The 1104-nt window shown below is 65.3% G+C and carries 1 protein-coding gene; it reads left to right on the forward strand.

The annotated features are described in order from the left end of the window. Window positions 1–45: 45 nt before the first annotated feature. Window positions 46–1050 (forward strand): ABC transporter permease, encoded by a 1005-nt coding sequence (locus tag ACNPM4_RS06615; RefSeq protein WP_105712362.1) that lies wholly within the window; start codon window positions 46–48, stop codon window positions 1048–1050. Window positions 1051–1104: the final 54 nt, after the last annotated feature.

Genomic DNA, 1104 nt, shown 5'->3' on the forward strand with positions numbered 1-1104 from the left:
CGCGGGACCGGGACACGGCGTACCTTCTGATCGACGGAGATCTTCGTGCTGCGCACCATCGGCAGGCGACTGCTGTTCCTCATTCCCACTCTGTTCGGGCTCAGCATCCTGCTGTTCGCCTGGGTCAGAGCCCTTCCCGGCGGCCCCGCGGTCGCCCTACTCGGCGAGAAGGCCACACCGGAGGCCGTCGCCAGGGTCAACGAGCTCTACGGCTTCGACGAACCCCTCATCCAGCAGTACTTCACCTGGATCGGGCGACTGCTCCAGGGCGACTTCGGAACGTCCATCCAGACGAACCGCCCCGTCGTCGAGGAGTTCATGCGCCGCTTCCCGGCGACGCTCGAGCTGAGCGTCATGGCGCTGATCTTCGCGATCGGCGTCGGCATCCCTCTCGGATACTGGGCCGCTCGTCGTCACGGCAAGCTCACCGACCACGCGTCGGTGGTGCTGAGCCTGATCGGCATCACCATCCCGGTGTTCTTCCTGGCGTTCATCCTGAAGTACGTCTTCGCCGTGCAGCTCGGATGGCTGCCGTCGGACGGCCGTCAGGATCCGCGAATAGACGCCACCCATCCCACCGGGTTCTACGTGTGGGACGGCATCATCACGGGCGAGTTCGATGCCTCGTGGGATGCGATCCTGCATCTGATCCTGCCGGCGCTCGCGCTGGGCACGATCCCGCTCGCCATCATCGTCCGCATCACCAGGGCCAGCGTCCTGGAGGTGCAGAACGCGGACTACGTGCGCACCGGACGCGCGAAGGGCGTCGGAGCCCCGACGCTGCGCAACCGCTTCATCCTGCGCAACGCGATGCTGCCGGTGATCACGACGATCGGCCTGCAGACCGGACTCCTGATCTCGGGCGCCGTGCTCACCGAGACGGTGTTCGCGTTCCCGGGCATCGGTTCGTTCCTGGCGCGGGCGATCTTCACCAGGGACTTCCCGGTCCTCCAGGGATTCATCATCTTCATCGCGATCGCGTACGCGCTGATCAACCTGGCGGTCGATGTCTCCTACAGCTTCATCGACCCGAGAGTGAGGGTGCAGTGATGTCCCTCGTCATCGTCCGAAAGGAGGCGGTCTCATGAGCATCGCCCTCCCACC

The sequence above is a fragment of the Microbacterium umsixpiens genome, assembly GCF_053543675.1.